This is a genomic window from Xenorhabdus sp. Sc-CR9, from assembly GCF_963897815.1.
In the GTDB taxonomy this organism is placed as follows: domain Bacteria; phylum Pseudomonadota; class Gammaproteobacteria; order Enterobacterales; family Enterobacteriaceae; genus Xenorhabdus.
In genome coordinates, this window is record NZ_CAWQTY010000012.1 from 1 (window position 1) to 5,908 (window position 5,908).

The window sequence follows — 5,908 nt, forward strand, 5'->3', positions numbered from 1 at the left end:
GGGTATTGATGTTATGATTGGCATGACTCAGTCCATTTTGGGATTTGTTTTGATTTGGCGATTAATCAGATCGCGAAAATCGGACTGAGTTCCCTTCAAGTGATCTACTATTTTGAAATCTTATTTATTCACTCAGACGGCTTATGGCCTACCCCAATAGCTACCGCACGGCGGAGTAATCCACCAAAAACAAGAAGGAATTAGAATATATACCTATTAAGGGTAGTGATTTACGCAGGTTAATAACAATTTATCTCTTTTTCCATAATATAAAATATTATGTAGAGTATTATTAGTGAGAAACTAACTATATAAAACTTAAAGAAACGTTTCGAGGAGTGAATTATCTTCACAAAAAGGTTTTCTATTCTTAATAAAAGTCATAAACAAAATTCAACTGATATATAAAATAACTTTTTGAACTATAGAGAGAATAATAAATACTATTTTAATGTTATTATTGTTCAATATTATTCATTCAGTAATTTCAATTAAAATAATTAATGTATTTTCAGATTGTGGTGTTGCTGTAAATGCTTGTTTTATAGCCTCCGTCCTCCGGCCGCATAATCAGCTATATTTTTAGAGATACATTCACTTTATGGTATATTTTTTAATAGAGGGAGGATTCACATAATAAGTGCAATATTATTAATCTGGAAATCATTAAATTTAAATATATTATCAATCCGGGATATCAGGGCAATTAAACAGGAAAACCCCGAACCCAATACGTTAAAAGCCGAAACTCTATGATTGATAACCCAAGTTTCGGCTCATACACATTATGGTAAAAAGGGATTACTCAAATACTCCAGTCGATAAATACCTGTCACCACGATCACAAATAATCGCCACAATAACCGCACCCGGGTTTTCTGCTGCAATGCGTAATGCCCCCGAAACCGCGCCACCAGAGCTGACACCACAGAAAATACCTTCTTTCTGTGCCAGTAAACGCATGGTAGTTTCCGCTTCAGTTTGTGTGATATCCAGAACTTGATCCACCAGCTCTTTCTGATAAATTCCGGGCATATAAGCCGGAGACCAGCGGCGAATACCGGGAATGTGGCTATTTTCTGCGGGTTGTAATCCTGTGATGTGTACCTTGTCTGATTGGGATTTCAGATAACGGCTCACACCGGTAATCGTCCCTGTTGTTCCCATGCTGGAAACAAAGTGCGTAATTCTTCCCTGTGATTGCTGCCAGATTTCCGGCCCCGTGGTATGAAAGTGTGACAAAGAGTTATCCGCATTATTAAACTGATCGAGAACTTTTCCTTCTCCATTTTTTTCCATTTCTTGTGCCAAATCCCGCGCACCTTCCATTCCCAATTCTTTACTGACCAGAATTAATTCAGCACCATAAGCCCGCATTGATGCCTGTCTCTCAAGGCTCATATTTTCAGGCATAAGTAACTTTAGACGATAACCTTTTACTGCCGCAATCATAGCCAGTGCAATGCCGGTATTACCACTCGTTGCTTCTACCAGAATATCACCCGGTATAATATCTCCACGCAACTCCGCCTGCTGGATCATTGAAAATGCAGCTCTGTCTTTTACGGAGCCGGCAGGATTATTCCCTTCCAGTTTTACCCAAACTTCCGCATTAACACTTTCTGTTAATCGTTGTAATTTTACCAGCGGTGTATTACCTATAAATGTTTCCAAGCTTGCCACAGCATTACCTAATTCATATGAGAATGGATAACCAAATAATCATATTCAGAAAACTGTAGCAAGATTTTAAGAAAAAAAATCCCTATCCGCACTCTAACGGAAACAGGGATTTTAATAAAAAAATAATCAAATCAGGCAGATTCAGCTAATCGCATGACTTTTAATGGCACATCATCAGAATACAAGCGAGCGCTCGCACCACCAATAAAATAGTTATCGCCCCTAACGGGAATTAATGAATTATCCATCCAGACAACTGACAAATTGCCTTCTCCCCAACCTATCGGCTGAACGTAAACCAGAGAAAAATGTCCGCGGGGGCTAACCTCCACAATTTGGACAGGCAAAGGGCAAAAGGTAGTTTGCTGTAAACTGAGTCTCATATCCCACGGATGGAAAAAAACATCGACATGTCCTTCATGCAAAGGCTTTCCATTTAACGGAAAGATTTTCCCGCCAATCCAGAGATGGGAACCTTTAATCTCACCATTCAACTTATTAATATCACCCATGAACTCCAGCACAAAGCGGCTCTCCGGTTCACTCCATAGCCGTTGTGGCGTCGCAACCTGTTCAATCCGCCCCTGATTCATGAGTACCACTCTATCAGCAATTTCCATTGCCTCTTCCTGATCATGGGTGACGAATACACTGGTAAATTTCAGCTCTTCATGCAACTGACGCAGCCAGCGACGCAATTCCGTCCGTACCTGTGCATCCAGTGCGCCAAAAGGTTCATCCAACAAGAGGATCTGAGGCTCAACAGCCAATGCCCTTGCCAACGCCACACGCTGTTTTTGTCCGCCTGAAAGTTGTGATGGATAGCGCTCAGACAAATGAGACAATTGAACCATATCAAGCAGTGCCATGACTTTACGGCGCAATATTTCACCATTAGGTCGCTGACGGCGAGGAAGGACAGTCAAGCCAAAAGCCACATTATCAAACACCGTCATATGGCGAAACAAAGCATAGTGCTGAAATACAAACCCGACACGCCGATCTTTGGCATGTACCCGGCTGACATTCTGACCATGAAATTTCAACTCACCTGTACTTTGCTGCTCAAGGCCAGCAATTATTCTTAACAATGTCGTCTTACCAGAACCCGATGGGCCAAGCAGAGCGATCATTTCACCAGATTCAATATCCAGTGAGATATCATTCAGTATCTGCGTCCGGCCAAAAGATTTACTGATTTTACTGATTTCAATGCTCATATTCTGCTCCTGACCTATCCTTGCTGGCGGCTTAAATGCCATTGCAACGCACTTTTGATAATCAGTGTAATAACCGCCATCACTGCTAACAAAGCTGCCGCTGTAAATGCACCAACCGTGTTGTAATCCTGATACAGCAACTCAACCTGCAAAGGCAGCGTATAGGTTTCTCCCCTAATCGCCCCCGATACCACAGAGACAGCACCAAATTCCCCAATCGCCCGCGCATTGGTCAAGACAACGCCATATAGTAATGCCCAGCGAATATTCGGCAGTGTCACACGCCAAAACATCTTCCAACCGGAAGCCCCCAATAATATGGCAGCTTCATCTTCTTGGTTGCCCTGACTCAACATCACAGGGACCAATTCACGTACGACAAATGGACACGTTACAAAAACTGTCACCAGTACCATCCCCGGCCATGAAAACATCAATTGAATGTCATAAGCGTTCAACCAGCCACCTAACCAACCATTGGCACCGTAAAACAAGAGATAAAGCAGACCCGCAACAACCGGCGAAACCGCAAACGGAATATCAATTAATGTCAGTAATAATTGCCTGCCGGGGAATTGGAAACGCGTCACCAACCATGCTGTCATCACACCAAAAACCAGATTGATGGGTACGGTGATAAGCGCAATCATCACCGTCAACCAAATGGCATGCAGCATATCCGGGTCGAAAAGATTCTGAGCAACAATGTCCAGCCCTTTAGAAAAGGCTGTCAAGAAAATCCATGCTATTGGTAACATCAGCAATAAAACTGAAAAAAATAGGCCTGTGCCGATCAGTAACCATTTTCCCCAGTTTATGGGCAAGCGCTGTGCTGCGGTGTATCCAGAAAATTCAGTCATCAGTGCCCCCCTATCCGTTTACCAAAGCGACTTTGTAATATATTGACGCTAAACAGTAATAATAACGATGTGGCGAGGATAACCGAAGCAATCGCACTGGCTGCCGGATAATCAAACTCTTGCAGGCGGATGAAAATCATTAAAGAAACAACCTCAGTTTGCCACGCAATATTGCCCGCAATAAAAATTACAGCCCCAAATTCCCCTAAACTACGGGTAAAAGAGAGTACCGTTCCCGCCATCAATGCTGGTGATACTTCTGGCAAAATAACCCGCTGGAATGTTTGCCAACGCCCCGCTCCCAATGTCTGGGCCGCTTCCTCATACTCGGAACCCAATTCTTCAAGAACAGGCTGCACGGTACGGACAACAAAAGGCAGACTGGTAAAAGCCATTGCAACCGCAATACCCAGCCAAGTATTGGTGACTTTGATATCAAAATTGCCAAGCCAGGCACCATACCATCCGGTTGTAGAAAACAGGGTCGCCAGCGTTAAGCCCGCAACGGCCGTTGGCAAAGCGAATGGTAAATCCATCAAACCATCAAGTAAGCGGCGTCCCCAAAATTGATAGCGTGTTAATATCCATGCCATCAACATGCCAAAAACCATATTGAACAAGCTGGCAACGGCTGCTGCCAGTAATGTCACCTTATAAGCAGCAACAACCTGCGGGTTGGCGATCACCTGCCAATATTGCTCCCATGTCATGCTGGAAAGCTGCATCACCAAAGCACTTAATGGCAATAGCAGAATAAGGCAGGTATAAAACAGGCTACTCCCTAAACTAAGACCGAATCCGGGCAAGACGCGTTTGCTAGATCCCCACATTATTTACGCCCTTCCGCCAATATCTGATCAAATATACCGCCTGTGTTGAAATGGGTTTTCATCACTTGAGACCAGTTACCAAATTGTTCTTCGAGCCGAAACAGTCTGGTTGCAGGAAAACGGCTCTGCTGGGATTCCATGACATTTTTATCAAATACACGGTAATTGAAGCTGGCGATCATTTGCTGGGCAGCCGGGCTATACAGATAATCTAAATATGCTTTAGCCACAGATTCGGTGTCATTTTTCTGGATATTTTTATCTACCCAGGTCACGGGAAACTCAGCCAGAATATTCACGGGCGGCACAATGGCTTGGTAATCATCTTCACCGTACTGTTTGCGAATGTTATTGACCTCAGACTCAAAACTAATCAAAACATCCCCCAGTCCACGCTCAATAAAAGAAGTCGTTGCTCCACGTCCTCCTGTATCAAACACCACAACATTCTGCAAAAGACGCTGCATCTGTTGGCGGACTTTCTCTGGCACTTGAGGATATTGCTGCTCAAAAGCCCCCCAAGCCGCCAGATAGGTATAACGCCCATTACCTGAAGTTTTCGGATTCGGAAAAACTAATTTCACGTCATGGCGTGATAAATCATCCCAATTATGAATATGCTTAGGATTATTTTTGCGTACTAAAAAAGCCATGGTGGAATAGTACGGAGAACTATTATTCGGTAAACGCTGCTGCCAGTTGGCAGGGATAAGGTTGCCACGATCATGCAAAATCTGAACATCGGAAACTTGGTTATAAGTAACAATATCAGCCCGCAAGCCCTGCAAAATAGACAGCGCTTGTTTAGATGAACCACCATGGGATTGTTTGATAGTCAATATGTTCTGTGGATGTTGTGCATTCCACTGTTTCTCAAACTCAGGGTTCAGGTTCGAAAATAATTCGCGCCCGATATCATAAGAGCTATTCAGCAATTCGACAGCCACAGCGTTGGCACTATAAGCATTGAGGCCAACCAAAAGTGATAGGGTAGCCAATCCGCCCGATAAGTTATTTTTTATTGCCATTATATTCACCCAACACCTTACCTATCACGCAATTTGACAACAATTTCTTCTACTGTATCCAGAATATTTATAACAGGGTAGTTTACTTTCCCCTGTTTTATATACCGAATTTTCATTAGAAATGATGAAACGCGATAAGATGAAAGAAATCTGCTCCGACTAGAGCGTGTTGACCTTTGTTGTACATGTTTCAATCGACCCACATAGGGAGCCACATGATTGAAAATGCCAAAGCAACGAGACTTTCATAATTTCTTGCTAATTTGTCATACCGAGTAGCTACTGCT

General features: G+C 43.1%; 5 protein-coding genes and 1 pseudogene. All 6 read right to left on the reverse strand.

Translation table 11 applies throughout. The annotated features are described in order from the left end of the window. Nucleotides 1-801: 801 nt before the first annotated feature. Entirely contained in the window at nt 802-1,683 is an 882-nt protein-coding gene (cysM, locus tag AACQ81_RS00800; protein WP_237388348.1) for a cysteine synthase CysM, read from the reverse strand. Between the two features lie 131 nt (nt 1,684-1,814). Further along, the gene (cysA, locus tag AACQ81_RS00805) at nt 1,815-2,903 is read right to left on the reverse strand and encodes a sulfate/thiosulfate ABC transporter ATP-binding protein CysA (RefSeq protein WP_237388349.1); all 1,089 of its coding nucleotides are present in this window, start codon (nt 2,901-2,903) and stop codon (nt 1,815-1,817) included. Between the two features lie 14 nt (nt 2,904-2,917). Next, the gene (gene cysW, locus AACQ81_RS00810; RefSeq protein WP_237388350.1) at nt 2,918-3,763 is read right to left on the reverse strand and encodes a sulfate/thiosulfate ABC transporter permease CysW; all 846 of its coding nucleotides are present in this window, start codon (nt 3,761-3,763) and stop codon (nt 2,918-2,920) included. Further along, nucleotides 3,763-4,593 (reverse strand): sulfate/thiosulfate ABC transporter permease CysT, encoded by an 831-nt coding sequence (gene cysT / locus AACQ81_RS00815; RefSeq protein WP_272903130.1) that lies wholly within the window; start codon nt 4,591-4,593, stop codon nt 3,763-3,765. The genes cysW and cysT overlap by 1 nt, the downstream gene beginning before the upstream one ends. Beyond that, nucleotides 4,593-5,630 carry a thiosulfate ABC transporter substrate-binding protein CysP gene (cysP, locus tag AACQ81_RS00820; protein WP_237388351.1) on the reverse strand — a complete coding sequence of 346 codons (1,038 nt, stop codon included), beginning with the start codon at nt 5,628-5,630 and terminating at the stop codon, nt 4,593-4,595. Before cysP ends, cysT begins: the two co-directional genes overlap by 1 nt. Nucleotides 5,631-5,811: 181 nt before the next feature. Further along, nucleotides 5,812-5,908 (reverse strand): annotated as a pseudogene (locus AACQ81_RS00825) (IS5/IS1182 family transposase); the annotation flags it as partial.

Excerpts from the sequence above, each read along its gene's own strand:
- cysA (WP_237388349.1), bottom strand. The coding sequence starts at position 2,903 with ATGAGCATTGAAATCAGTAAAATCAGTAAATCTTTTGGCCGGACGCAG.
- cysW (WP_237388350.1), bottom strand. The coding sequence starts at position 3,763 with ATGACTGAATTTTCTGGATACACCGCAGCACAGCGCTTGCCCATAAAC.
- cysT (WP_272903130.1), bottom strand. The coding sequence starts at position 4,593 with ATGTGGGGATCTAGCAAACGCGTCTTGCCCGGATTCGGTCTTAGTTTA.